General features: G+C 69.7%; 22 protein-coding genes. 13 read left to right on the top strand and 9 right to left on the bottom strand.

The window, feature by feature from the left end:
* Window positions 1–46: 46 nt before the first annotated feature.
* Window positions 47–1,402 (bottom strand): aspartate aminotransferase family protein, encoded by a 1,356-nt coding sequence (locus AC07X5_RS01255; protein WP_494768751.1) that lies wholly within the window; start codon window positions 1,400–1,402, stop codon window positions 47–49.
* A gap of 165 nt (window positions 1,403–1,567) precedes the next feature.
* Between AC07X5_RS01255 and AC07X5_RS01250 the strand changes: the two genes are divergently transcribed.
* The 4 genes from AC07X5_RS01250 to AC07X5_RS01235 all read left to right on the top strand — a co-directional run bounded on the left by AC07X5_RS01250 (window position 1,568) and on the right by AC07X5_RS01235 (window position 5,193).
* Window positions 1,568–2,428 carry a MurR/RpiR family transcriptional regulator gene (locus AC07X5_RS01250; protein WP_494768750.1) on the top strand — a complete coding sequence of 287 codons (861 nt, stop codon included), beginning with the start codon at window positions 1,568–1,570 and terminating at the stop codon, window positions 2,426–2,428.
* Window positions 2,425–2,925: a L,D-transpeptidase family protein gene (locus AC07X5_RS01245; RefSeq protein ID WP_494768749.1), complete on the top strand. Its 501-nt coding sequence runs from the start codon at window positions 2,425–2,427 to the stop codon at window positions 2,923–2,925. Before AC07X5_RS01250 ends, AC07X5_RS01245 begins: the two co-directional genes overlap by 4 nt.
* A gap of 76 nt (window positions 2,926–3,001) precedes the next feature.
* Window positions 3,002–4,366, top strand: coding sequence for an esterase-like activity of phytase family protein (locus AC07X5_RS01240; RefSeq protein WP_494768748.1), 1,365 nt, complete (start codon window positions 3,002–3,004; stop codon window positions 4,364–4,366).
* Between the two features lie 122 nt (window positions 4,367–4,488).
* Complete coding sequence (locus AC07X5_RS01235; protein WP_494768747.1) at window positions 4,489–5,193, top strand: riboflavin synthase subunit alpha; 705 nt, start codon at window positions 4,489–4,491, stop codon at window positions 5,191–5,193.
* A 3-nt stretch (window positions 5,194–5,196) separates the two neighbouring features.
* Here the strand turns inward: AC07X5_RS01235 and AC07X5_RS01230 are convergent, their stop codons facing one another.
* Window positions 5,197–5,592, bottom strand: a complete 396-nt coding sequence (locus AC07X5_RS01230) for a nuclear transport factor 2 family protein (RefSeq protein ID WP_494768746.1) — start codon at window positions 5,590–5,592, stop codon at window positions 5,197–5,199.
* 146 nt (window positions 5,593–5,738) lie between these two features.
* Between AC07X5_RS01230 and AC07X5_RS01225 the strand changes: the two genes are divergently transcribed.
* From AC07X5_RS01225 to bufB, 4 genes are all read left to right on the top strand, one after another.
* On the top strand, window positions 5,739–6,278 hold the full coding sequence (locus AC07X5_RS01225; protein WP_494768745.1) for a GNAT family N-acetyltransferase: 540 nt from the start codon (window positions 5,739–5,741) through the stop codon (window positions 6,276–6,278).
* Between the two features lie 85 nt (window positions 6,279–6,363).
* Window positions 6,364–6,849: an NUDIX hydrolase gene (locus AC07X5_RS01220; RefSeq protein WP_409954642.1), complete on the top strand. Its 486-nt coding sequence runs from the start codon at window positions 6,364–6,366 to the stop codon at window positions 6,847–6,849.
* A 142-nt stretch (window positions 6,850–6,991) separates the two neighbouring features.
* Window positions 6,992–7,294 (top strand): BufA2 family periplasmic bufferin-type metallophore, encoded by a 303-nt coding sequence (gene bufA2, locus AC07X5_RS01215; protein WP_409954641.1) that lies wholly within the window; start codon window positions 6,992–6,994, stop codon window positions 7,292–7,294.
* A 42-nt stretch (window positions 7,295–7,336) separates the two neighbouring features.
* Window positions 7,337–9,001 carry an MNIO family bufferin maturase gene (gene bufB / locus AC07X5_RS01210; RefSeq protein ID WP_494768744.1) on the top strand — a complete coding sequence of 555 codons (1,665 nt, stop codon included), beginning with the start codon at window positions 7,337–7,339 and terminating at the stop codon, window positions 8,999–9,001.
* Here bufB and AC07X5_RS01205 read toward each other — a convergent pair.
* The 5 genes from AC07X5_RS01205 to AC07X5_RS01185 form a co-directional block, all read right to left on the bottom strand.
* Complete coding sequence (locus tag AC07X5_RS01205; RefSeq protein WP_494768743.1) at window positions 8,988–9,965, bottom strand: Bug family tripartite tricarboxylate transporter substrate binding protein; 978 nt, start codon at window positions 9,963–9,965, stop codon at window positions 8,988–8,990. The genes bufB and AC07X5_RS01205 overlap by 14 nt on opposite strands.
* Window positions 9,966–9,995: 30 nt before the next feature.
* Window positions 9,996–11,183, bottom strand: a complete 1,188-nt coding sequence (gene tcuB, locus AC07X5_RS01200; protein ID WP_494768742.1) for a tricarballylate utilization 4Fe-4S protein TcuB — start codon at window positions 11,181–11,183, stop codon at window positions 9,996–9,998.
* Window positions 11,170–12,594, bottom strand: coding sequence for an FAD-dependent tricarballylate dehydrogenase TcuA (gene tcuA, locus AC07X5_RS01195; RefSeq protein WP_494768741.1), 1,425 nt, complete (start codon window positions 12,592–12,594; stop codon window positions 11,170–11,172). The genes tcuB and tcuA overlap by 14 nt, the downstream gene beginning before the upstream one ends.
* Before the next feature lie 146 nt (window positions 12,595–12,740).
* Window positions 12,741–13,721, bottom strand: coding sequence for a LysR family transcriptional regulator (locus AC07X5_RS01190; RefSeq protein ID WP_494768740.1), 981 nt, complete (start codon window positions 13,719–13,721; stop codon window positions 12,741–12,743).
* A gap of 77 nt (window positions 13,722–13,798) precedes the next feature.
* A complete protein-coding gene (locus AC07X5_RS01185; protein WP_494768739.1) occupies window positions 13,799–14,626 on the bottom strand; it encodes an IclR family transcriptional regulator in 828 nt (275 codons plus the stop codon).
* A gap of 103 nt (window positions 14,627–14,729) precedes the next feature.
* Here AC07X5_RS01185 and AC07X5_RS01180 point away from each other — a divergent pair, with 103 nt between their 5' ends.
* From AC07X5_RS01180 to AC07X5_RS01160, 5 genes are read left to right on the top strand one after another with little or no spacing between them, the layout of a single operon-like run.
* A complete protein-coding gene (locus AC07X5_RS01180) occupies window positions 14,730–15,743 on the top strand; it encodes a Bug family tripartite tricarboxylate transporter substrate binding protein (RefSeq protein WP_494768738.1) in 1,014 nt (337 codons plus the stop codon).
* A 32-nt stretch (window positions 15,744–15,775) separates the two neighbouring features.
* Window positions 15,776–17,272 carry a class I adenylate-forming enzyme family protein gene (locus AC07X5_RS01175; protein WP_494768737.1) on the top strand — a complete coding sequence of 499 codons (1,497 nt, stop codon included), beginning with the start codon at window positions 15,776–15,778 and terminating at the stop codon, window positions 17,270–17,272.
* A gap of 13 nt (window positions 17,273–17,285) precedes the next feature.
* Window positions 17,286–18,077 carry a citryl-CoA lyase gene (locus tag AC07X5_RS01170; protein ID WP_494768736.1) on the top strand — a complete coding sequence of 264 codons (792 nt, stop codon included), beginning with the start codon at window positions 17,286–17,288 and terminating at the stop codon, window positions 18,075–18,077.
* Window positions 18,074–18,802: an SDR family oxidoreductase gene (locus tag AC07X5_RS01165; protein WP_494768735.1), complete on the top strand. Its 729-nt coding sequence runs from the start codon at window positions 18,074–18,076 to the stop codon at window positions 18,800–18,802. Before AC07X5_RS01170 ends, AC07X5_RS01165 begins: the two co-directional genes overlap by 4 nt.
* Window positions 18,799–19,632: an SDR family NAD(P)-dependent oxidoreductase gene (locus AC07X5_RS01160; RefSeq protein WP_494768734.1), complete on the top strand. Its 834-nt coding sequence runs from the start codon at window positions 18,799–18,801 to the stop codon at window positions 19,630–19,632. Before AC07X5_RS01165 ends, AC07X5_RS01160 begins: the two co-directional genes overlap by 4 nt.
* A 5-nt stretch (window positions 19,633–19,637) precedes the next feature.
* Here the strand turns inward: AC07X5_RS01160 and AC07X5_RS01155 are convergent, their stop codons facing one another.
* Window positions 19,638–20,717 (bottom strand): porin, encoded by a 1,080-nt coding sequence (locus tag AC07X5_RS01155; RefSeq protein ID WP_494768733.1) that lies wholly within the window; start codon window positions 20,715–20,717, stop codon window positions 19,638–19,640.
* 38 nt (window positions 20,718–20,755) lie between these two features.
* Window positions 20,756–21,751, bottom strand: coding sequence for a Bug family tripartite tricarboxylate transporter substrate binding protein (locus AC07X5_RS01150; protein WP_409954628.1), 996 nt, complete (start codon window positions 21,749–21,751; stop codon window positions 20,756–20,758).
* Between the last annotated feature and the right edge of the window lie 36 nt (window positions 21,752–21,787).

The raw sequence follows: 21,787 nt of genomic DNA, 5'->3' as shown, positions 1-21,787 counted from the left end.
GGGAGCACCTTTCAGGTCCAAGTAGCAGGGAGGGGTGGAGAACGGTTCAACAGGGGCTGGGCTGGCGCGGCAGCGTGGCGGTCGAGGTCACGGCGTTGATCGCCTGCGCCAGCAGCGTGGCGATGGACAGGAGCTGCTCGCGCGTGGCGATGTAGGGCGGGGCCAGCAGCACGTGATCGCCCACATTGCCGTCCACCGTGCCGCCGAAGGGGTAGCACAGCAGGCCCAGGTCCATGGCCTTCTTCTTGAGGCGCGCGTGCACCTTCTGCGCGGGGTCGAACGGCGACTTGCTGGCGCGGTCTGCCACCAGCTCCACGCCCCAGAAGAAGCCGCGCCCGCGGATGTCGCCCACGTGTGGGTGCTGGCCCAGCGCATCGCGCAGCGCCTGGCCCAGGAAGTCGCCGTCCTCGCGCACCTTGGCCAGCAGGCCGTCGCGCTCGATGACCTGCTGCACGGCCAGCGCGGCGGCGCAGGCCACCGGGTGGCCCAGGTAGGTGTGGCCATGCTGGAAGAAGCCGCTGCCTTGCGACATGGCGTCCACGATGTGGCGCTGCGCCAGCACCGCACCGATGGGCTGGTAACCGCCGCCCAGGCCCTTGGCCACGGTGATCAGGTCGGGCACCACGCCCTCCTGCTCGCAGGCGTGCAGGCTGCCGGTGCGGCCCATGCCGCACATCACCTCGTCCAGGATCAGCAGCACGCCGTGGCGGTCGCAGACCTCGCGCACGGCCTTGAAGTAGCCGGGCACAGGCGTGAGCACTCCGGCCGTGGCGCCGCCGATGGTCTCGGCGACAAAGGCCAGTACCGTGCGCGGGCCGTGGGCGACGATGGCTTCCTCCAGCTCCCGTGCCAGGCGCAGGCCGTAGGCCTCGGGCGTCTCGCCGGCCTGCTGCTCGCGGTAGGGGTAGCAGGGCGCCACGTGCGTGGCCTCCACCAGGATGGGGGCGAACGGCGCGCGCCGCCAGGCATTCCCGCCCACGGCCAGCGCGCCCAGGGTGTTGCCGTGGTAGCTCTGGCGCCGGGCGATGAAATGCGTGCGCTCGGGCTGGCCGATCTCCACGAAGTACTGGCGCGCCATCTTGAGTGCGGCCTCCACGGCTTCGGAGCCGCCGCTCACGAAGTAGGCATGGCTGGTGCCGGCGGGCGCCGTGCGCACCAACTGGTCGGCCAGTTGCTCGGCCACCTCGGTGGTGAAGAAGCTGGTGTGGGCGTAGGCCAGGCGGTCGATCTGCGCGTGCATGGCCGCCAGCACCTCGGGGTGGCCATGGCCCAGCGAGGACACTGCGGCACCGCCCGAGGCGTCGAGGTATTCGCGCCCCGCGGCATCGCGCAGGTACATGCCCTGCCCGCCCACCGCCACGGGCGGGGTGTGCTGCAGATGGCGGTGAAAAACATGGGTCATGCCTGGATCTCCGGAACAGGTGCAAACGTCGATGGAACGAATGTACCGTAAAAACAAAATAAATGGAACATATGTTTTGATAACGGTGCGAAGTGGAACACTCGCACCGCAAGGTGTTCCGCTACAGTGCTGCGACCACCACTCCTGCGCACGCACTCCCCCTCCATGGGCCTGAAAGACACCCTCCGCGCCCGCTTCGACGGCATGACCGCCATGCAGCAAAAGGCGGCGCGCTTCGTGCTGGAACACCCGAACGACGTGGTGATCGCCTCCATGCGCACCGTGAGCGCGCGCGTCGAGATCCCGCCCGCCACGCTGGTGCGCTTTGCCCAGCTGCTGGGCTTCGATGGCTGGCCCGAACTCAAGGCCGCCCTGGTGCAGGACATGGGCCTGGGTTCCGAGCCCTATGCGCACAAGGCCCGCACCCTGGCCGAGCGCGCGCGCGATGGCGGTGCAGGCCTGGCCGGGGAGATCTTCACCACGCACCGCGACAACCTCGATGCCACCGAGCGCGCCAGCGTTGATGCCCTGCCGCGCGCCGCTGCGCTGCTGGAGAAGGCGCGCGCCGTGCACGTGGCGGGTTTTCGCGCCTGCCACCCGGTGGCCTATTCGCTGATGTACGTGTACCGTTTGTTTCGCGACAGCGTGCACCTGCTCGATGGCCTGGGCGGCTCGCTGGAGATGCAGCTGCGCGCCATGCACAAGGGCGATGCGGTGGTGGTCATCAGCTTCAGCCCCTATTCGCGCGAAGCCATCGCCGTGGCGCGCCAGGCGCGCGCGGCCGGCTGCCAGGTGCTGGCGCTGACCGACACGCCCTCCTCCCCGCTGGCGCTGCTGGCGCACGAGGTGCTGCTGTTCTCCACGCAGAGCCCCTCGTTCTTCCCCTCCGTTGCGGGCGCGCAGGCCCTGTCGGAAGCCCTGCTGGGCCTGCTGGTCAGCCGCGCCGGCAAGGCCGGCATTGCCCGCATCGAAGGGGCCGAGGCCCAGCTCTTCGAAACGGGCGCCTACCTGCCCCCCGCGCCGTGAGTGCAGCACCGGCGGGCGGCGTGCATCTGCATGTCCAGGTCGGGCTGCAGCAGCTCGACCTGTGGGACAGCGGCACGCTGGTGCGCAGCTACCCGGTCTCCACAGCCCTGAACGGCATGGGCGAGCAGAGCGGCAGCGGCTGCACGCCGCGCGGCCTGCACCGCGTGCGCGCCAAGGTGGGCGTGGGCTGCGACGCGGGCACCGTCTTCGTGGGGCGCCGGCCCACGGGTGAGCTGTACTCGCCCGAGCTCGCGGCGCAGCACCCGGGGCGCGACTGGATCCTGTGCCGCATCCTCTGGCTCACGGGCTGCGAGCCGGGCGTGAACCGCGGCGGAGCGGTGGACACGCTGCGCCGCTACATCTACCTCCATGGCTGCCCCGCCGGCACGCCGCTGGGCGTGCCGGCCTCGCATGGCTGCGTGCGCATGGCCAATGCCGATGTGATGGACCTGTTTGACCGCGTGGCCGTGGGCACACCGGTGCACATCGTGCCCTGAGGCGGCCCTGTTCTGTCACGCGCCCGTCATGCGCGCCGGGCATCGTCGCCGGTTTACATTTCTGCCGTCTGCGACCATGTCCCGACTTTCCACCCTCGCCGCCAGCGCCCTGCTGGTCTGCGCTGCCGCGTCTTCATTCACGGCCCAGGCCCAGCAGGCCTACCCCGCCACGCTGGCCGGCCACGCCGTGATGCCCGCCATGAGCCTGGTGCCCGCCCCCAAGGACGCGCCGCAGGACCTGCAGGTCAGCGGCAAGTTCACCACGGGCAAGCGCGTGGAAACGCTGGGCTCGGTCGAAGGCCTGTCGGGCGGCCGCCCCACGGGCATCTCGCTGCCCTTCGCGGGCCAGCCGCTGCAGGGCCACTCGGGCATCAAGCGCATGGCCGACGGCACGTTCTGGATCCTCACCGACAACGGTGCCGGCGCCAAGGCCAATTCGCCAGACTTCATGCTGCACCTGAGCCACTACAACGTGGACTTCAAGAGCGGCCAGTTCAACCGCCTGGCCACCGTATTCCTGCACGACCCGGACAAGAAGGTGCCGTTCCGCATCGTCCACGAAGGCACGGACAAGCGTTACCTGACCGGCTCGGACTTCGACCCCGAGAGCTTCCAGTTCGCCGGCGGTGCGCTGTGGATCGGTGAGGAATTCGGCCCCTACCTGATCAAGGCCGACCTCACCGGCCGCGTGCTCGCCGTGTTCGAGACCCAGGTGGACGGCAAGCTCGTGCGCTCGCCCGACCACCCGGCCATCACCACGGCCGGCGCACCCGATGCCAAGGCCGCGTCCTTCGAGGTCAAGCGCTCCAAGGGCTATGAAGGCATGGCCTCGTCCAAGGACGGCAGCAAGCTCTACGCCCTGCTCGAAGGCCCGCTGTGGAACGAGGCTGCCAAGGCCTATGAGGCCGTCGATGGCACCAAGCAGTACCTGCGCGTGCTGGAGTTCGACGTGAAGTCCGAGCAATGGACCGGCCGCCACTGGAAGTACGTGCTGGAGGCGAACCACCACGCCATCGGCGACTTCAACATGATCGACGGCAGCACCGGCCTCATCATCGAACGCGACAACGGCGAAGGCACGGCCGACAAGGCCTGCCCCGAAGGACAGAAGCGCACGGACTGCTTTCACGACCTGGCCAGGTTCAAGCGCGTCTACAAGATAGAGCTGACCGACGCCAATGTGGGCGGCCCCCTGCGCAAGGTGGGCTACATCGACCTGCTGTCCATCCAGGACCCCAAGCGCCTGGCGAAGAAGCCGCTGAACAACGGCGTGCTGACCTTCCCCTTCTTCACCATCGAGAACGTGGATGTGGTGGACGGCACGCACATCGTGGTGGGCAACGACAACAACCTGCCCTTCAGCTCCAGCCGCGAGCCGAACAAGGCCGACGACAACGAGCTGGTGCTGCTCGAAGTGGGCGAGCTGCTGCGCGCGAAGTAAGCACACGCCACTGTGCTTCTTGCGCAAAGGGCTGTCCCGGAGGCAGCCCTTTTGCATGGCGGGCAGCGCGGTGCGGGGCCGGGTGGCAAAATCGGCGGCCAACCCCTGAAAGCCGCGCCACCATGTTCACAGGCATCGTTCAAGCCACGGCAGGCATTGCCGCCATCCATGACCGCGCAGGCCTGCGCACCTTCACACTGGATTTTCCCGAAGGCTTCTGCCAGGACCTGGCCATTGGCGCCAGTGTCTCCACCGACGGGGTCTGCCTTACGGTGACCGAGATCCTCTCGCCCACGCAGGCCAACTTCGATGTGATGCAGCAGAGCCTGAACATCACCACGCTGGGCAGCTATGCCCAGGGTGACCGCGTGAACGTGGAGCGCGCGGCCAAGGACGGTGCCGAGATCGGCGGGCACCCGCTGTCGGGCCACATCGACTTCTCGGGCACGCTGGCCAGCGTGCGCGAGTTCGACAACAACCTGGTGTGGCGCGTGGCCGTGCCGCCCGAGTTCCGCAAGTACGTCTTCGCCAAGGGCTACATCGCCATCCACGGCGCCAGCCTCACCGTGTCGGAAGTGAACCGCTCCGAAGGCTGGTTCGAGGTCTGGCTGATCCCCGAGACCCGCCGCGCCACGGTGTTCGAGGGCAAGAAGGACGGCGACCGCCTGAACATCGAGATCGAGCGCAGCACCCAGGTGGTGGTGGACACCGTGCGCGAAGCCGTGCAGGAAAGCCTGGGCCGGCTGCAGCCTGTGCTCGAAGCCCTGCTCAAGGAAAAGGGCCTCTCCCTGGAGGACTTCGTGCAACCCCCCGTGATCCCGCACTGAAGCTCAGCCCGCGACGTAGTCGAGAAAGCCGGTGACACGGCGCAGGCGCCCGTCGGCGTCCACCTCGGCCACGTCGGTGCCACGCGCCACGGGTTCGGCCCCCGGGGCCGCGAGCGCCCAGGAAAAGCGCACCACGCTGTGGTGCCCCTCGGGCGTGCCCAGCAGCGCGAAGCGGTAACCGGCAAAACGCTGCTGCGCGCCCGCGATCAGGGCCGCCATGCCGTCATGGCCTCGGCCTTCCATCATGGGGTCGAGGTAGTGCACCTCGCTGCTGAAGGCCTCGCGCACCAGGCGCTCGCGTTCTGCTGTGTCGGTGGCGTTCCAGGCGCTCAGGTAGCGCGCGGCGATGTCGGGCGCGGCGCTGGCGGCGGTCTGTGCAGTGGATTCAACGGTGTTCATGGCAACTCCTGAGGACAAGGGGGTGAAAGAAGGGATGTCGGATGCACGGGCATCCCACGCAGCCCATTCTTCGCGGCGGTCCCGCCTGCGTCGATGACCTGGCAGGTCATGCGCCGTGGGCCGCACCCGGATAATCCGGGCCCTGCATGCCGAATTCCTCGCTTCCCCCTTCTCCTGTACCTGGTGCGCCGCGCGCTCTGCAGCTGCACGACCTGCCCGGCCTGCTGCAGGTGCAACTGGCCTGCTATGGCACGGGCTTCGTCGAGAGCGCCGAGGTCTTTGCGCGCCGGCTTGCCAGCCCGGTGAACTGCTCGCTGGTGATCGAACGTGACGGGCAGGTCTGCGCCTACCTCGCGGCCTACCGCTCGGTGCAGGGCAAGGTCACGCCTCTGCACGGTGACTTCGAGGCACCGGCCGGCACACCCGACACGCTCTACCTGCACGACATGGCCGTGCTGCCCGCCTGTGCGGGCCAGGGCCTGGCGCAGGCACTGCTCACACCCCTGTGGGCCCAGGGCGCGGCCTGGGGCCTGCGGCACACGGCCCTGGTCTCGGTGCAGGGCTCGCAGGGTTACTGGGAGCGCCATGGCTACGCCGTGCAGCCGCTGGCCGATGCACTGCAGCGTGAGCGGCTGGCAAGCTACGGCGAGGGGGCCGTGTACATGGTGCGAACGCTGGCGCCCTAGCCAGCGCCTTGCGTACGCCATTGGGCCTGTGTGAACGGCGCCACGGGCTGGGCATCCGTCGCAGGCGGTGGTCATAATGGGTGGCATGCCCAACCGCTGGAAACCCAATGTCACCGTGGCCGCTGTCATTGAACGCGATGGCCGCTTCCTGCTGGTGGAGGAAGAGACCACCGATGGCCTCAAGCTCAACAACCCCGCCGGCCACCTGGACCCGGGCGAGTCGCCCATCACCGCCTGCGCGCGCGAGGTGCTCGAAGAGACCGCCTTCGATTTCGAGCCCCTGCACATCATCGGTGTGTACCTCAACCGCTTCACCAAGACGCGCACGGGCGACGACATCACCTACCTGCGTTTTGCCTTTGCCGGCAACCTGGGCACGCACCATGCATGGCGCGCGCTCGATGAAGGCATCGTGCGCACCGTGTGGATGACGGCCGAAGAGATCCGTGCGTGCCCCGAGCGCCACCGCAGCCCGCTGCTGCTGCAATGCCTGGCCGACTACCTGGCCGGCCAGCGCTACCCGGTATCGCTGGTGCACACCGATATCTCGGTGACGCAGGCCCCGGGCTGAGACCGCGCGGGATGCGCAGAGGATTTTTTCCGGACCGCATGTAACCGGCGTGGTGGACGGGACGAACTAACAGGCAGAGAGCGTGGCGCCGCGCGATCTGAACAACCCCTGTTTCGACCCCATCCTTCTGGAGCCATCCACCATGCTGCACACCACCACGTCTTCTTCCTCTTCTTCCGCATCCCTCGCCCTGGCCGCGGCGCTGCTGGCCCTGTCCTCTGGTGCCTTTGCCGCCGACGCCCCCAAGGGTTCCAAGGGCGCAGCCATTGCCGCCAACGACAAGGTGCACTGCTACAACGTGCACGAGTGCAAGGGCAACAGCGACTGCTCCACCGCCGAGCACAGCTGCAAGGGCCAGAACGCCTGCAAGGGCCACGGCTTCAAGGCCAAGACCGCAGCCCAGTGCCTGAGCGAAAAGGGCACTATCGGTGATATCAAGGGGTGATGGCCCCTGGTGGCTGTGCCATGCCGCAGCCGCCTGCTCCCCATGGCACATGACCCCATCGCTGTGCGCGGCACCGGCTTCGGCCTGGGCCTGCGCACCCCGCACTACGCGGATTTTCTTGCTGCTCCCCAGCCGCTCGACTGGCTGGAGATCATCACCGACAACTACCTCGTCGAGGGCGGCAAGCCGCTGGCGGTGCTCGATGCGCTGCGGCGCGACTACCCCATGGCCATGCACGGCGTGGCCATGTCCATCGGCTCGGCGCAGGGCGTGGACCTCGGCTACCTGCGCCAGGTCAAGGCGCTGGCCGACCGCATTGAGCCGCTGTGGGTCTCCGACCACCTGTGCTGGGTGGGGCCGGGCACCGGGCAGTGGCTGCACGATCTGTATCCGCTGCCCTACACCGATGCCTCGGCGCGCCATGTGATCGCCCAGGTGCGCCGCGCGCAGGATGTGCTGGGCCGCCGGCTGGTGCTGGAGAACGTCTCCAGCTACATCCGCTATGCGGACGACAGCGCGAGCGAATGGCAGTTTCTGGCCCACATCGCGCAGGAGGCCGACTGTCTGCTGCTGGTGGACGTGAACAACATCCACGTGAGCAGCGTGAACCACGGTTTCGACCCGCTGGCCTACCTCGATGCGCTGCCCGCACACCGCGTGCAGCAGATCCACCTGGCCGGCCATTCGGACCTGGGCGACCACATCATCGACACCCACGACCACCCGGTAGCCCCGCCCGTGTGGGAGCTGTATGCCCAGGCCTGCGCGCGCTTCGGCGCCGTGGCCACCATGGTCGAACGCGACGACCGCATCCCGCCACTGGCCGAACTGCTGGACGAGATGACCGTGGCGCGGCGCATTGCCACCGAGCATGTCCCGCGGGCGGGTGCCTTGGAGCAGGCGACCCTTTCCTGGCCAGGCGCCACGCCGCTGCCCGCGCGGCCGCTGCAAATGCAGCAGCAGGAGCTGGCCGACCGCATCCTGGCCGAGCCGCTGCAGCCTCTTGCGGACGATGACCCCGTGGAGGGCCGCCTAGGCATCTACCACCATGCCTACCGCGCGCGGCTGGCGGAAGTGCTGGCCGACACCCATGCCAAGACCTGGCTGTACATGGGCTCGGGCATCTTCGAGGCCCATGCACGTGACTACGCCGTGGCGCACCCGCCCACGGTGCGCAGCCTCAACCGCTATGGCGAGGACCTGGCCGGCGTGCTGCGAACGCTCTACCCGGAGAACCCGGAGCTCTACGAACTGGCCCGGCTCGACTGGGACCTGCGCACGCGCTTCGATGGCGCCGATGTACCGGCGCTGGATGGCGATGCCGCATCCGATGGGGCCTGGACCCACCGCCGCGCGGTGCTGCACCCGAGCGCGCTGCTGCGCCCGCTCACCACCAATGCCGTGGCCCTGTGGAATGCCATCCATGCCGATGAGGAGGTGCCTGAGGCCTTTGCGCTAGCGGAGCCGGCCACGCTGCTGGTCTGGCGCAAGGGACACCAGCCGCACTTTCGCACGCTGGACAGGCAGGAGGCGGCATGGGTCGCCCACCTGCAGGCGGGCGCTTCGGTGGAGCAGGCCTGCGGGCTGCTGCAGGCCGAAGGCCTGCTGCCCACGCCCGATGTGCTGGCGCCATGGCTTGCCGGGCTGCTGCGCGATGGCCTGGTGCGCGCCGACCTGCCGGCCGCTGCGGCTGCTACTCCGCCGTGAGCTTGCGCTCCTTGATGATGGCGGCCCACTGGGCCGATTCCTTTTTCATGAAGGCTGTGAGTTCGGCACGCGTGGTGGGCTGCGGCGTCAGGCCATGCTTGTCCAGCGCCTCCTTCACGGCCGGGTCGTTGAGCACGGCCACGATCTCCTTGTTCCAGCGGTCCAGGATTGCCGCGGGCGTCTTGCCCGGCGCCACGAAGGCATACCAGTTGAGCGCCTCGAAGCCCGAAAAGCCCGACTCGGCCACCGTGGGGATACCCGGCAGATAGGCCGGCCGTGTGAGCCCGGTGGTGGCCAGCGGCACCAGCCGGCCGGCCTCCACATGCGGCATGGCCGTGGGCGGGGCCGAGAAGTACGAGGCCACGCGCTCGCCCAGCAGGTCCTGCAGGGCAGGGGCGCCGCCCTTGTAGGGCACGTGCACCATGTCGATGCCCGCGCGCTGGTTGAACAGTTCCCCCGCCAGGTGCGAGGCCGAGCCCGCGCCGGTGGAGGCGAAGTCCACGCTGCCGGGTTTCTTCTTGGACAGCTGCACGAACTCGGCCAGCGTCTTCACACCCGTGGCCTTGTGCACCACCAGCACGTTGGGGAAGTTCACCCCGCCCGAGACAGGGGCCAGGTCCTTGAACGGGTCATACGGCAGCTTCATGAGGTGCGGGGCGATGGTCAGCGGGCCGATCGAGCCCAGCAGCAGCACCGTGCCGTCGGGCGCGGCATTGGCGACGAACTGGTGCGCGATGTTGCCGCCCGCACCGCCCTTGTTGTCCACCACCACCTGCTGGCCGATGTTCTCGCCCAGCTTCTTGGCGATCAGCCGGGCTGCCGCGTCGGCCGCGCCGCCGGCGGCGAATCCCACGACCAGGGTGACGGGTTTCTTGGGCAGAAAGTCCTGGGCCTGCGCGGGCGTGGACAGGGCCAGGGTGGTGAGTGCCGTCGCCTGCAGCAACAACCATTGGCGTTTTTTCATCGGTGTGTCTCCTTGGTGGGTCTTTGGGATTCAGTCATCGCCCAGGCCGATGGGGTGGGGCTGGCGCTTTTCCACCGCATGGCGCAGCAGGGCCGCGGTGCGGAAGATGCCGTGGGCGAACTTGCTGTAGGGCATGGTGGCAAAGAGCGCCATCACCGCGCCCAGGTGCAGGCACAGCAGCAGGGCCAGGGCCGGGGTGCCGCGCGCCAGCCACAGCGCCAGGCCGCTGGTGCTGGTGAGGAACAGCAGGGCGATGAAGGCCCGGTCCATGGGCTTCTGGGCGGCGTCGCCGTGCTGCGGGTGGCGCCGGTGGTTCAGGTGCCACAGCCCGGCCGTGCCCAGCGCCAGGGCGGTGCCGCCCACGGCGCCCAGCAGCTTGGGCAGGCTGGGCAGATCGTAGGGCGCGGCCCAGCCCAAGGCATAGTGGTACAGCGTGGCCACGCTGGTGGCCGCGAAGCACAGCGCAAAGCCGTAGAAGGTCAGGTGGTGGAAGCGCCTGCGCCACAGGGTGTAGGCGTCGTCCTCCTCGTGGCAGCCCTCGCCATGGCCACCATCGAGGTACTTCAGGCGCAGCACCGCATCCGTGGCCTCGACCGCGGCAGGGCCGCTCAGGGGTGCCCCGCTGGTCGCGGGCGATACGTCGCACCAGAAGCGGTGCACGCCCAGGGCCAGGGCCAGCGTGGCGAATAGGAACACCGGCGCGAACAGGCCCACCAGCAGGTTGTGCGGGAACAGGCGGTAGAAATTGCCACCCAGGTTCTGGCCCCACAGCGCCGCCAGGCCCTGGCCCTGCAGCACCACTGCGAGCAGCAAAAACAGCGTGAGCCCTGCCACCAGGGCCAGCGCCAGCGTGAGCCCATTGCGCTGGTACAGCGCGCCCAGCGCGGGTGGCCAGGCGTAGTCGGCATAGGTCTGGCCGCGCACCTGGGCCATGGCCTGCGGCACGTTGACCGCGAATTCGTGCGGCGGAGCGTACTGGCAGGCGTGCAGGCAGGCCCCGCAGTTGTGGCACAGGTTGGCCAGAAAATGGATATCGGCCTGGCCGAATTCGAGGCGCCGCGTCATGGCCGGGAACACGGCGCAAAAGCCTTCGCAGTAGCGGCAGGCATTGCAGATCTGCATCTGGCGCGCGACCTCGGTCTCGGGGGCTGACAAGGAGACGATGGCGCCATCGGCCAGCTCCCGTGCGTCCTGCACCAGGGCCTCAAGCGACTGCATGGGCCACCTCCTGGCTCTGTGCTGCGCGCGCGGCGTTCGTGCCCGCGATGCGCCCGAAAGCCGTGCCGATGGACATGCCGACCCCGGCCGTATAGCCCTTGCCCAACACATTGCCGGCCATCATCTCGCCGGCCACGAAGAGATTCGGGCTGGCCTGTCCGCCGAAGTGCACGGCGGCACTCTCGTCCGTGCGCAGGCCGAGGTAGGTGAAGGTGACGCCGGGCCTGAGGGCATAGCCGTAGAACGGCGGCGTATCGATGGGGCGCGCCCAGTGCGTCTTGGCGGGCACGAGGGCCTCGGTATGGCAGTCGTCGAGCGCGGTGTGGTCGAAGCGGCCCACACGGCAGGCAGCGTTGTAGCCATCGAGGGTGTGCATAAACCGGTCCACGTCCAGCCCCAGCCGCTGGGCCAGTTCGGGCAGGCTGTCGGCCTGCACGCCCGGGAACACCGGCGGCATGAAGCGGCCCACGGCCTGGCTGTCGATGATGGAGTAGCCGATCTGCCCGGGTTGCTGGGCCACCAGCCGCCCCCAGATGGCGTAGCGCTTGGGCCAGAAGTCCTCGCCCTCGTCGTAGAAGCGCTCGGCCTGCTGGTTGACCACCACGCCGAGCGAGACGCAGTCGATGCGGGTGCAGATGCCGCCGTCGTACAGCGGCGCGCGCGCGTCGATGGCCACCATGTGGGCCTGCGTGGAGTCGCCGATGCGGTCGGCGCCGTGGTCCTCCAGCAGGTGGCGCAGCAGCACGCCGCGGTTGCAGGCCGTGCCGCGGATCAGGAAGTTGTCCGACGGCCATTCGCCGCGCTCGTTCTGGCCCCAGGCCTCGCGCAGCCATTCGCGGTTGGACTCGAAGCCGCCGGCGGCCAGCACGCAGGCGCGGGCACGGATGCGCTGGCCGTTGCAGTGCGCGGCGATGAAGCGGCCACCCTCGGTCTCGATGCGCTCCACGGGCGCTTCGTAGCGCACCTGCACCCCCAGGCGCTCGGCGCTGCGGTAGTAGGCGTTGACCAGCGCCTTGCCGCCGCCCATGAAGAAGGCATTGGTGCGCGCCGTGTGCAGCGCGCCGGCCAGCGAGGGCTGGAAGTGCACGCCATGGCGGCGCATCCAGTCGCGGCAGGTGCCCGAGGCGCGGATCACCAGGCGCGCCAAGTGCTCGTCGGTCAGGCCGCCGGTCACCTTGAGCAGGTCCTGCCAGAACTCTTCTTCGGGGTAGGCGTCGACCAGCACGTCCTGGGGGGTGTCGTGCATGCAGCGCAGGTTGCGCGTGTGGGCCGAATTGCCGCCGCGCCATGCGCGCGGGGCCGCCTCCAGCAGCAGCACGCTGGCGCCGGCTTCGCGCGCCATGAGCGCGGCGCACAGGGCGGCATTGCCGCCGCCGATCACCAGCACGTCGGGGGTAGTGCTCGTCTCCATGGGTCAGCGCTCCCCTCTGCGGGGAGCGCGGGGGCTCGTCCTGCGCATCATCGTGGTCTCCGGGCGGTGCTGCCGCCGCATGTCGTGGTGGTGCCACTGTAGGGAGACCGCTGCAGGGCGTGCAGCGGGTTCAGGTCATGCAGGTATCACGAATCGTGATGGCTTGGGGCGCTTTCGATCAGGGTGGTGCCGAACCATTGGCCGGCCCCCACCAGGCCGCGCACGCAGTCGGCCACCACCACGCGGGCGGCCAGCGCGGCGGGCGAGAGCTCGTCCTCCGACAGGCTGCACAGCAGGTTCACGCGGCGCGCGGGCGCATCGGTCAGGCGCGCGCACTGGAAGCGCCGGGCGGCATCGGGATAGCGGCCCATGGCCGCCCAGGGCTGCAGGGTGGAGCCCAGGCCGGCGTCCACCGCGGCCATGACCATGGCCAGGGAGTCGACCTCCAGCACGATGTGCGGGGCCACGCGGTCGCGCGCGAAGGCCGTGTCCAGCGTGCTGCGCAGGCCGTGCGGGCCGGTGGGCAGGATCAGCGGCTCGTCGCCGAGCTCGGCCACGGTGATGGTCTCGGGCAGGCGGCGCGCGCCCGGGCCGCCGCGCGCGCAGATCAGGAACAGGTCTTCCTCCAGCAGCGGCAGCACCTGCCAGCGCCGCGCGGTGCCCGACTGCTGCGCCTGGTGCAGCCGGGTGTCGAACAGCACGGCCAGGTCGAGCTGGCGCGCATGCAGCATGTCGGTAAGGTGGCCCGACATGCCTTCGACCATGTGCAGCCGCACGTCGGGGTAGCGGCTGCGCATGGCCTGCATCAGCGGCAGGCCCAGCACGCCCGAGGTGGTGGGCGCCAGGCCCACGGTGACGGTGCCCGACAGGCGTGCCTGCTGCGCCGCGCGCACGGCCTGCTCGGCATGGCGCAGGGTCAATTGCGCCTCGCGGAAGAAGGCCAGCCCGGCCTCGGTGGGCGCCACGCCGCGCGGCGTGCGGTGCAGCAGGCGGGTGGCCAGCTCCCCTTCGAGCCGGGTGATCTGCTGGCTCAGCGCGGACTGCACCACGTCCAGGTCCAGCGCGGCGCGGCTCATGGAGCCGCGCTCCACCACGCGCACGAAATAGCGCAGTTGTCTCAGTTCCATCGGGGAATCCTTCGGGCCGTGTGCGGCGCTCAGCCATCATCTTGTGTGATGGCGCAATGTTCGCACAAGCGCAGGAGTCACACCCCGTTCGGCAGCAGTGCGGCCAGGGCCTCGCGCATCCAGCGTGCAATCAGCTGCTGGCGCTCGCGCGGCATGCGGTCCAGGGTCGAGGCCACGCTGATCGCGGCGACCGGTGCGCCCTCTGCGTTGCGCACGGCCATGCCGGCGGCCAGCACGCCCTGGGTGGCGTGGTTGCCCACCACCGACCAGCCGCGTTCGCGCGTCGCGCGCACCAGCAGGGCCAGGCGCTCGGGCGTCATGCCGCCATAGTGCGGCAGGGCCTGCGCATTGGCCGCGATGCAGGTGTCCACCTCGTCGTCGGGCAACGCTGCCAGCAGCGCCAGCCCGGCCGCGCCCACGCCCAGGGGCTGGCGCGTGCCGACCTGGATCACCAGGATCTGCACCGGGTGCGTGCCCACGTGGCGCGCAATGCAGTGCGAGGCCGGCCCCTCGCGCACGATGGCAAAGGCCGCATCGCCGCAGGCGCGGCTCACGCGTTCGAGCACCGGTGTCAGGCGCATGGCCATGTTGGGCAGGGCCGTGGGCGCGGCCACGGCCGCCAGGCGCGGCCCGGCCACGTAGTGGAAACGCCCGCGCCGGGCCACATGGCCACCTTCGAGCAGGGTGGCCAGCAGGCGGTAGACGGTGGCGCGCTCCAGGCCCGCGGCGCGGCACAGCTCGATCACGCGCAGGCCTTCGCGCCCGCTGGCCAGGATGGCGTCGAGCACCTGCAGCCCCCGGCGCAGGGTACGGCTGCCCGGGTCCTCGGCAGTGCCATCTGCCAACAGGCTCTGGGCTGAATCGTCCGGCAGGCGGACGTTTCGATTCGCGGGTCGGGAGGGCATGGGAAAGAATTTGTCCGTCGATGCAACCAACGCGCAGTGTGCCGCAGAGCCACGCCGCAGGGGGCGCCAAGACAGGTTTTCCAACACATCCAGGAGACAAGACATGAGCTCGCACACCACCACCGTTATCGCGCCGCGCCGGCGCCTGCTGGCCCTGGCCGCCGCTGCCCTCGCCTGCACCACCGCCCTGCCCCTGCAGGCCCAGACCGCCAGCGCCACGGGCTGGCCTGCCAAGCCCATCAAGCTCGTCGTGGGCTATGCAGCCGGCGGCGCCACCGATGTGATCGCGCGCCTGGTGGCCGTCAAGCTCGGCGACCAGCTCGGCCAGCCCGTGGTGGTGGACAACCGCGCAGGCGCCAACAGCAACGTGGGCGCCGAGAACGTGGCGCGCGCCCCGGCCGACGGGTACACGCTGTACGTCTACACCATCGCCAACACCATCAACGCCTCGCTCTACCCCAAGCTCGGCTACGACCCGGTCAAGGACTTCGAGCCCATCGGCATGATCGCCAAGATCCCCAACATCCTGGTGGTCAACCCCAAGCTGCCTGTGAAGAACCTGGCCGACTACGTGCGCTATGCCAAGGAGTCCAAGGACGGCATCACCTTCGCGTCCTCGGGCAGCGGCTCGTCCATCCACCTCTCGGGCGAGATGTTCAAGATGCAGTCCCAGCTCAAGATGCTGCACGTGCCCTACCGCGGCAGCGCGCCGGCCGTGACCGACCTGCTGGGCGGCCAGGTGGATTCGATGTTCGACAACACACCCTCGGCCCTGCCGCATGTGCAGGCAGGCAAGCTGCGTGCCATTGCCATCACCAGCGCCCAGCGCTCGCCGCTGCTGCCCGATGTGCCCACGCTGGCCGAGTCGGGCTATGCGGGCTTCGACGTGCAGTCGTGGTTCGGCCTGGCTGCGCCCACGGGCACGCCGCGCCCCGTGGTCGAGCAGCTCAACGCCGCCCTGAACAAGGTGCTGGCCCAGCCCGAGGTGCGCAGCCGCCTGCAGGAGCTGGCCGCCACGCCCGATTCGGGCACGCCCGACAAGATGCGCAGCTTTGCCGCCGCCGAGATCAAGCGCTGGCGCGAGGTCGTCAAGGCCTCCGGCGCCACCGCCGAGTAAGCGACCCCTCACCCACCACGACCCTGCTTCCCATGTTCCCCATCGACTTCTTCTGGCGCGCCGCCCAGCGCTGGCCCGACCGCATCGCCATCGACGCGCCCGAGGGTGCCATCCGCTACGACGCGCTGGCCGCGCGCGTGGCGGCGCTCGCGGCCGGCTTTACCGCCATCGACCCGGCGCCGCAAAGCCGCGTCGGCATCTGCGCCGGCAACAGCGCCGACCACATCGCTGCGCTGCTGGCGGTGCTGGCCTGCGGCAAGGTCTGGGTGCCGCTCAACCCCAAGAGCACCCGACCCGAGATCCGCCGCATCATCGATGCGACCGAGCCGTCCATCCTGGTGCTGGACGCGGCCTGCGCCGATCTGCTCGACGGGGCCCCCGGGACCTTGCTGACAACCGCAGGGCTGGCGGACCTGGCCGCCGCGCACGCCGGCGCACTGCGCCCCGTGATCGACCTGCCGGACGATGCCACCCAGGCCATCAAGTTCACGGGCGGCACGACGGGTGTGCCCAAGGGCGTGATGCAGCCCTACCGCGCGTGGATGGCCAACATCACCAACCAGATCCACGCCTGGGGCTTCGATGAGCACGAGCGCTACATCGTGGCCGCGCCCATCACGCACGGTACCTCCACCTACCTGCTGCCCATCCTGGCGCAGGGCGGCTGCCATGTGGTGCTGGGCGGCGCGGGCGCCGAGGCCGTGCGCACGGCTTTCCGCGAGCGCGGCGGCACGGTGTGCTTCATGCCGCCCACGCTGGTCTACATGCTGATGGCGCTGCCTGGCGTATCGCGCGCGGACTTTCCGCGCCTGCGCCGGCTGATCTACGGCGGCGCGCCCATGCCGCCCGAGAAGATCCGCCAGGTGCGCGATTTCTTCGGCCCGGTGCTGGGCACGACCTACGGCCAGACCGAGGCGCCGCAGATCCTCACGGTGATGCAGCCCGAGGATTTCGAGGACCCGGCCAACTGGGCGGCCGTGGGCCGCACCACCTGGTTCAGCGACGTGGCCATCATGGCGCCCGATGGCCGCTTGTTGCCCACCGGCGAGGTGGGCGAGGTGGTGGCGCGCGGCGATCTGCTCATGACCGGCTACTGGCGCCTGCCCGAGAAGACCGCCGAAACCCTGGTGGACGGCTGGCTGCACACCGGCGACCGCGGGCTCATCGACGAGCGCGGTTACGTCTACCTCAAGGACCGGCTCAAGGACATGGTGATCACCGGCGGCTTCAACGTCTACCCCGTGGACGTGGAGAACGCGCTGGGCCAGCACCCGGCGGTGCACGAATGCGCGGTGTTCGGCCTGCCCGACGACAAGTGGGGCGAGACCGTGCAGGCCGCCGTGCAGCGGCGCCCCGGCGAGCAGGCTACGGAGGCCGAGCTGATCGCCTTTGTGCGCGAACGCCTGGGCCCGGTGCAGACGCCCAAGCACATCCATTTCCACGAGAGCCTGCCGCGCTCGCCCGTGGGCAAGGTGCTCAAGTCCGCCGTGCGCGATGCGGCTTTGGCCGCACTGGCCACCACGGCCTGAAGGAACCATTCACATGACCACTACCGCTTCCAAGACCCCCGTCACCCGCCTGTGCACCCACACCCTGACCAGCCTGCATTACCGCGATGCGAACCTGGTGGAGGACCTGATGGGGAAGAAGACCTTCACCGAGGTGATGCTCATGCAGATCCTGGGCCGCGCGCCGCGCGGCGTGGACCTGCGCATCACCGACGTGGTGCTCATCGTGCTCATGGAGCACGGCCTCACGCCCAGCGCCATCGCCACGCGCCTGATCTACATGAGCGCGCCCGAGAACCTGCAGGGCGCCGTATCGGCCGGCCTGCTGGCCGTGGGCAGCTCCTTCGTGGGCACCATGGAGAACTGCGCCGGCCTGCTCGACCGCATCGCGGGCGCGGCCGAACCGAAGGCCGAGGCGCTGGCCATCGCGCGCCACTACAAGGGGCTCAAGTCCCCCGTGCCGGGCTTCGGCCACCACCTGCACAAGCCGGTGGACCCGCGTGCCTACAAGCTGCTGGAGATGGGCCGCGCCGAAGCCGAACTGCAGGGCGACCAAATCCGCGCGCTGGAGACCCTGTCCCATGCCGTGGACGAAGTGGCCGGCCGCGCCATCACCATCAACGCCACGGGCGCCGTGGCCGCGCTGCTGGGCGAGATCGGCGTGCCCACGGCGGTGATGCGCGGCTTTGCCGTGATCTCGCGCGCGGCCGGTCTGGTGGCGCACATCGTGGAAGAGCAGAACAGCCCCTCGGGCCGCTTCATCTGGGACACCATCGAGCATGCGATTCCCTTCGTGGGCGGCGCAGGCCAGGAAGGCCAGGCATGAGCGCCAATGAAGGCACCGTGCTCGTCACCGGCGCCAGCCGGGGCATAGGCCGTGCGGTGGCCACGCGGCTGATGGCCGACGGCCTGCAGGTCGTGAACTTCGACATCGCGGCTCCGGAAAGCCTCGGCGCGCATGAAACCTTCGTGCAGGTGGACCTGGCCGACGAGGCTGCGCTGCGCGACGCGCTGGCCCGCACGGTGGCTGCGCGGCCCATCACCCGCCTGGTGAACAACGCGGGCATCGTGCGGCCCGCCGGCATCGATGCCGCCACCAGTGCCGACCTGCAGGCCGTGATGGCCGTCAACCTGGCCGCTGCCATCGCCTGCGTGCAGGCCCTGCTGCCGGCCATGCGCGCGGCGCGCTTCGGGCGCATCGTCAACATATCGAGCCGTGCTGCGCTGGGCAAGGGCGAGCGCATCGCCTATGCCGCCAGCAAGGCAGCGGTGCACGGCTTCACCCGCACCCTGGCGCTGGAGCTGGGTGCCGACGGCATCACCGCCAACGCCATCGGCCCCGGGCCCATCGCCACCGAGCTCTTCGAGCGCGTGAACCCGCCCGGCGCGCCGGCCACGCAGCGCATTCTGGACACCATCCCCGTGCGCCGCATGGGCCAGCCCGAGGAGGTGGCGCACCTGGTGGCCTCGCTGCTCGACGCACGTGCGGGCTTCATCACGGGCCAGGTGGTCTATGTGTGCGGCGGCATGACCGTGGGGCTGGCGCCATGAGCGCGACAAGCAGCATGCCACCCGCGCTGCCGCTGGACCTGTCGGGCCGCGTGGTCTTCGTGGCCGGCGGCGGGTCGGCCGGGCCGGGCTGGAGCATTGGCCGTGCGGCCTGCGTGACCTATGCGCGCCTGGGTGCCCGCGTCTGCGTGGCCGACCGCGACTCGGCCTCGGCCGAAGAGACCATGGCGCTCATCCAGGCCGAGGGCGGCACGGCCGCCACCTTCGTGGGCGACGTGGCCGAGGCGGCGGACGTGAAGCGCCTGTTCGCCGAAGCGCGCGAGCGCTTTGGCGGCGCCATCGACGTGCTGCACCACAACGTGGGCATCGGCAAGACCGGCGGCCCGCTGGAAACCAGCGCCGAAGACCTGGAGCGCATCCACGGCGTGAACGTGGGCAGCCTGCTGCTGGCCTGCCAGGAGGTGCTGCCCGGCATGGTGGAGCGCGGGCGCGGCTCCATCATCACCATCTCGTCCATCGCGGGCATGCGCTACCTGGGCTACCCGCACCTGGCCTACGGCGTGACCAAGGCCGCGGTCACGCACTTCACGCGCATGGTGGCCCAGCAGTACGCGGGCCAGGGCGTGCGTGCCAACACCGTGGTGCCGGGGCTGATCGACACGCCGCGCATCGCCAACACGGTAGCGAAGATGTTCTCGGACACCAGCCTGGATGAAGCGCGCGCCGCGCGCGCCCGCCAGGTGCCCATGGGCCGCATGGGCACCGCCTGGGACGTGGCCCATGCCTGCGCCTTTTTGGCCAGCGATGCATCGGCCTATGTGACCGGCACCGAGCTGGTGGTAGACGGCGGCATTACGGGCAAGTTCGTGTAGCCGCTTCAGAAGCTGTGCATGACACCAGCGGAAACGCCGGTGGCCGTGCGCTTGTTGGCCGCGCCCTGGAAGTTGTTGCGCCAGCGTGTGTGGTCCAGTTCGGCATAGACCCGCGTGCGGCGCGAGAGCTTGTACTCGGCAAAGGCCACCATGCGGCCGTAGCCGTCGTCGGCTGCAGCGGTGCGTGTGCGGTCGATCTTGTAGTAGGTGGCGGTCAGGTCCAGCAGCGGCAGTGCTGCCCAGGTGGCGCCTGTGGACAGCACGCGCTGCTCAGTGTGCGTGGCCGCGCCCGTCTGCGCCTTGCTGCGCCCGGCGTTGGCGGCCAGGCGCACGCTGCCCCACTGGTACACCGCGCCCAGCGTGGCGGCATCGAGCGGGCGCAGGTTGGCGTCTTTGAAGGTCTGCCAGGCGCCGGACACGGTGAGGCCGCCATCGGCATAGGCGAGGCCCAGGCCGTGCGAGGACAAAGCGGACGATTGGGATGCGACTTCGCCTACCCCCAGCATTGCCCGCGCGGTGAGGCCGCCCCAGCGGCCGCTGAGCTTGACGGCATTGTCCAGCCGGTAGGAGCCGGTGTTGGCGCCCGCGCTGCCGTACTCGATGCCCAGGCCGTGCTGGCTCAGCGCGGTGACGCCGATGTTGGGGTTGACGCTGGCAAAGCGCATGGCCAGCGGGTCCACGGGCGAGATGGCGTCCGCCAGCAGCGTGGTCTGCCGCCCCAGCGCGATGCTGCCCCAGGCGTTCTGCAGCCCGACCCATGAGGCGCGGTCGAAGTATTTGGCACTGTTGGCGGGCGCACCGGTGTCGGCATTGAGGCCGCTTTCCAGGTGGAACAGCGCGCGGGCGCCGCCGCCCAGGTCTTCGCTGCCGCGCACGCCCCAGCGGCTGGTGGTGTGGATGCCGCTGCCCAGGCTGTGGTGCGAGCCGGGGGCGGGCGCATTAGCGGCCGTGAGCCCGCTGGCGTGGCGCAGGCCCAGGTCCACCACGCCGTAGAGCGTGAGTTGGGTGGATGCGGTCTGGGCGAACGCGGGCGCGCAGGCCAACAGTGCGGACAAGGCGCACAGGGCGCCGGTCGTGTTCTTCATGCGGTCTCCTCGGTGGTTTTCGTTCTTTTCCGGCAGGGTCAATCGGCCGTCAGCTGCGCTTTCTGTACCACGCCGCGCCACTTGGCCAGTTCCTGGCGCACGGTCTGGGCCAAGGCCTCGGGCGTGCTGCTGTCCACCACGGCGCCCTGCTCTTCGATGCGGCGCGCCACGTCCTTGTCGGCCAGGGCGGTGTTGAGTGCCTTGTTGAGCTGGTCCACCACGGCCTTGGGCGTTTTGCCCGGCGCGAACAGCGCGTACCACTGGGTGATCTCCACGCCCTTGATGCCGGCCTCCTCCAGCGTGGGCACATCGGGCATCAGCGAGGAGCGCTTGGGCCCGGCCAGCGCCAGGGCACGCAGCTTGCCGTTCTTGACGTGCGACGAGGCCGAGAACAGGCTGGGGAACATCACCTGCGTCTGGTTGGCCATGGTGTCGTTCATCGCCGGGGCCGAGCCGCGGTAGGGCACATGCGCCATCTGCGCGCCGCTCTCCAGCTTGAACATCTCGGCCGAGAAATGCGGCGCCGTGCCGTTGCCGGCCGAGGCGTAGTTGTAGGAAGTCGGATGCGCCTTGGTCAGCGCCACGAACTCGGCCACCGTCTTGGCGGGCACCTTGGGGTTGATGACCATCAGCGTTGGCGAGTAGCAGACCATGCCGATGGGCTCGAACTGGGTGATGGGGTCGTAGCGCAGCTTCTGCAGGGCTGGGCTCATGCCGTGCGTACCGATGTAGCCGAACAGGATGGTATGGCCATCGGGCGCAGCGCGCGCCACGAACTCGGCGGCAATGGCACCGTTGGCGCCGGCCTTGTTCTCCACGATCACCGACTGGCCCAGCAGCTGCGACATCTTCTGCGCCACCACGCGCGCCATGCCGTCGTTGCCGCCCCCGGCGGCCGTGGGCACGACCAGGGTGATGGAGCGCTCGGGAAAGGCGGCGTGCGCCGCCAGCGGTGCACCGGCCAGCGTGGCGAGGGCCAGTGCGGCGGCCAGCATGCGGCGGCGCGTTGGAGGGAGGGCAGAAGGGTGGGTCATGGTCTTGTCTCCGGTCATGTCGTTGTGGATGGGGTA

The sequence above is a fragment of the Acidovorax sp. GW458-11-26-14-TSB4 genome (genome assembly GCF_059423865.1).
The sequence above is the reverse complement of the archived record's forward strand: the minus strand, read 5'-3'. Positions and strand labels throughout refer to the sequence as shown.

Excerpts from the sequence above, each read along its gene's own strand:
- AC07X5_RS01255 (WP_494768751.1), bottom strand. The coding sequence starts at position 1,402 with ATGACCCATGTTTTTCACCGCCATCTGCAGCACACCCCGCCCGTGGCG.
- AC07X5_RS01250 (WP_494768750.1), top strand. The coding sequence starts at position 1,568 with ATGGGCCTGAAAGACACCCTCCGCGCCCGCTTCGACGGCATGACCGCC.
- AC07X5_RS01240 (WP_494768748.1), top strand. The coding sequence starts at position 3,002 with ATGTCCCGACTTTCCACCCTCGCCGCCAGCGCCCTGCTGGTCTGCGCT.
- AC07X5_RS01235 (WP_494768747.1), top strand. The coding sequence starts at position 4,489 with ATGTTCACAGGCATCGTTCAAGCCACGGCAGGCATTGCCGCCATCCAT.
- AC07X5_RS01230 (WP_494768746.1), bottom strand. The coding sequence starts at position 5,592 with ATGAACACCGTTGAATCCACTGCACAGACCGCCGCCAGCGCCGCGCCC.
- AC07X5_RS01225 (WP_494768745.1), top strand. The coding sequence starts at position 5,739 with ATGCCGAATTCCTCGCTTCCCCCTTCTCCTGTACCTGGTGCGCCGCGC.
- AC07X5_RS01220 (WP_409954642.1), top strand. The coding sequence starts at position 6,364 with ATGCCCAACCGCTGGAAACCCAATGTCACCGTGGCCGCTGTCATTGAA.
- bufA2 (WP_409954641.1), top strand. The coding sequence starts at position 6,992 with ATGCTGCACACCACCACGTCTTCTTCCTCTTCTTCCGCATCCCTCGCC.
- bufB (WP_494768744.1), top strand. The coding sequence starts at position 7,337 with ATGGCACATGACCCCATCGCTGTGCGCGGCACCGGCTTCGGCCTGGGC.
- AC07X5_RS01205 (WP_494768743.1), bottom strand. The coding sequence starts at position 9,965 with ATGAAAAAACGCCAATGGTTGTTGCTGCAGGCGACGGCACTCACCACC.
- tcuB (WP_494768742.1), bottom strand. The coding sequence starts at position 11,183 with ATGCAGTCGCTTGAGGCCCTGGTGCAGGACGCACGGGAGCTGGCCGAT.
- tcuA (WP_494768741.1), bottom strand. The coding sequence starts at position 12,594 with ATGGAGACGAGCACTACCCCCGACGTGCTGGTGATCGGCGGCGGCAAT.
- AC07X5_RS01190 (WP_494768740.1), bottom strand. The coding sequence starts at position 13,721 with ATGGAACTGAGACAACTGCGCTATTTCGTGCGCGTGGTGGAGCGCGGC.
- AC07X5_RS01185 (WP_494768739.1), bottom strand. The coding sequence starts at position 14,626 with ATGCCCTCCCGACCCGCGAATCGAAACGTCCGCCTGCCGGACGATTCA.
- AC07X5_RS01180 (WP_494768738.1), top strand. The coding sequence starts at position 14,730 with ATGAGCTCGCACACCACCACCGTTATCGCGCCGCGCCGGCGCCTGCTG.
- AC07X5_RS01175 (WP_494768737.1), top strand. The coding sequence starts at position 15,776 with ATGTTCCCCATCGACTTCTTCTGGCGCGCCGCCCAGCGCTGGCCCGAC.
- AC07X5_RS01170 (WP_494768736.1), top strand. The coding sequence starts at position 17,286 with ATGACCACTACCGCTTCCAAGACCCCCGTCACCCGCCTGTGCACCCAC.
- AC07X5_RS01165 (WP_494768735.1), top strand. The coding sequence starts at position 18,074 with ATGAGCGCCAATGAAGGCACCGTGCTCGTCACCGGCGCCAGCCGGGGC.
- AC07X5_RS01160 (WP_494768734.1), top strand. The coding sequence starts at position 18,799 with ATGAGCGCGACAAGCAGCATGCCACCCGCGCTGCCGCTGGACCTGTCG.
- AC07X5_RS01155 (WP_494768733.1), bottom strand. The coding sequence starts at position 20,717 with ATGAAGAACACGACCGGCGCCCTGTGCGCCTTGTCCGCACTGTTGGCC.
- AC07X5_RS01150 (WP_409954628.1), bottom strand. The coding sequence starts at position 21,751 with ATGACCCACCCTTCTGCCCTCCCTCCAACGCGCCGCCGCATGCTGGCC.